This is a genomic window from Streptomyces sp. SID3212, from assembly GCF_009865405.1.
Classification (GTDB): domain Bacteria; phylum Actinomycetota; class Actinomycetes; order Streptomycetales; family Streptomycetaceae; genus Streptomyces.
In genome coordinates this window covers 1-310 of the sequence record NZ_WWJY01000236.1, presented here as the reverse complement: position 1 = coordinate 310, position 310 = coordinate 1, and the positions used below count along the sequence as shown (strand labels likewise).

At 78.7% G+C, this 310-nt stretch carries 1 protein-coding gene; it reads right to left on the bottom strand.

The features are described 5' to 3' along the window. Nucleotides 1-310, bottom strand: a 310-nt coding sequence (locus GT042_RS06815; protein ID WP_161307802.1) for a hypothetical protein, incomplete at both ends; no start/stop codon positions are given.

The following is a 310-nucleotide window of genomic DNA, read 5'->3' as shown; positions in this document are numbered from 1 at the left end:
GGGTCCGCGTCCGGTGCGGAGTTGTCGAGCCAGCCCGCCCGTACCGCCTCGGTCGTCTCCTGCTCCACCTCGCCCAGCCGCTGCCGCAGATGGCCGATCTCGCTGCGGGCGCGCTGCGCCTCGGTCGCGGCGGCGGTCGCGTCGCGGTGGGCCGCCTCGCCCGTCTCCTGGAGGACGGCGGAGCGCTCCTCCTCCTCGTTCGCGAGGCGTTCGCCGTCCTCGGCGGCGGCGTGCAGCGCCCGTACGAGATCGCCCGCCGCCGTGGCGCGCGCGGCCAGCGCGGGCGCCGCGTCCCGTTCGGCCTCGCGGA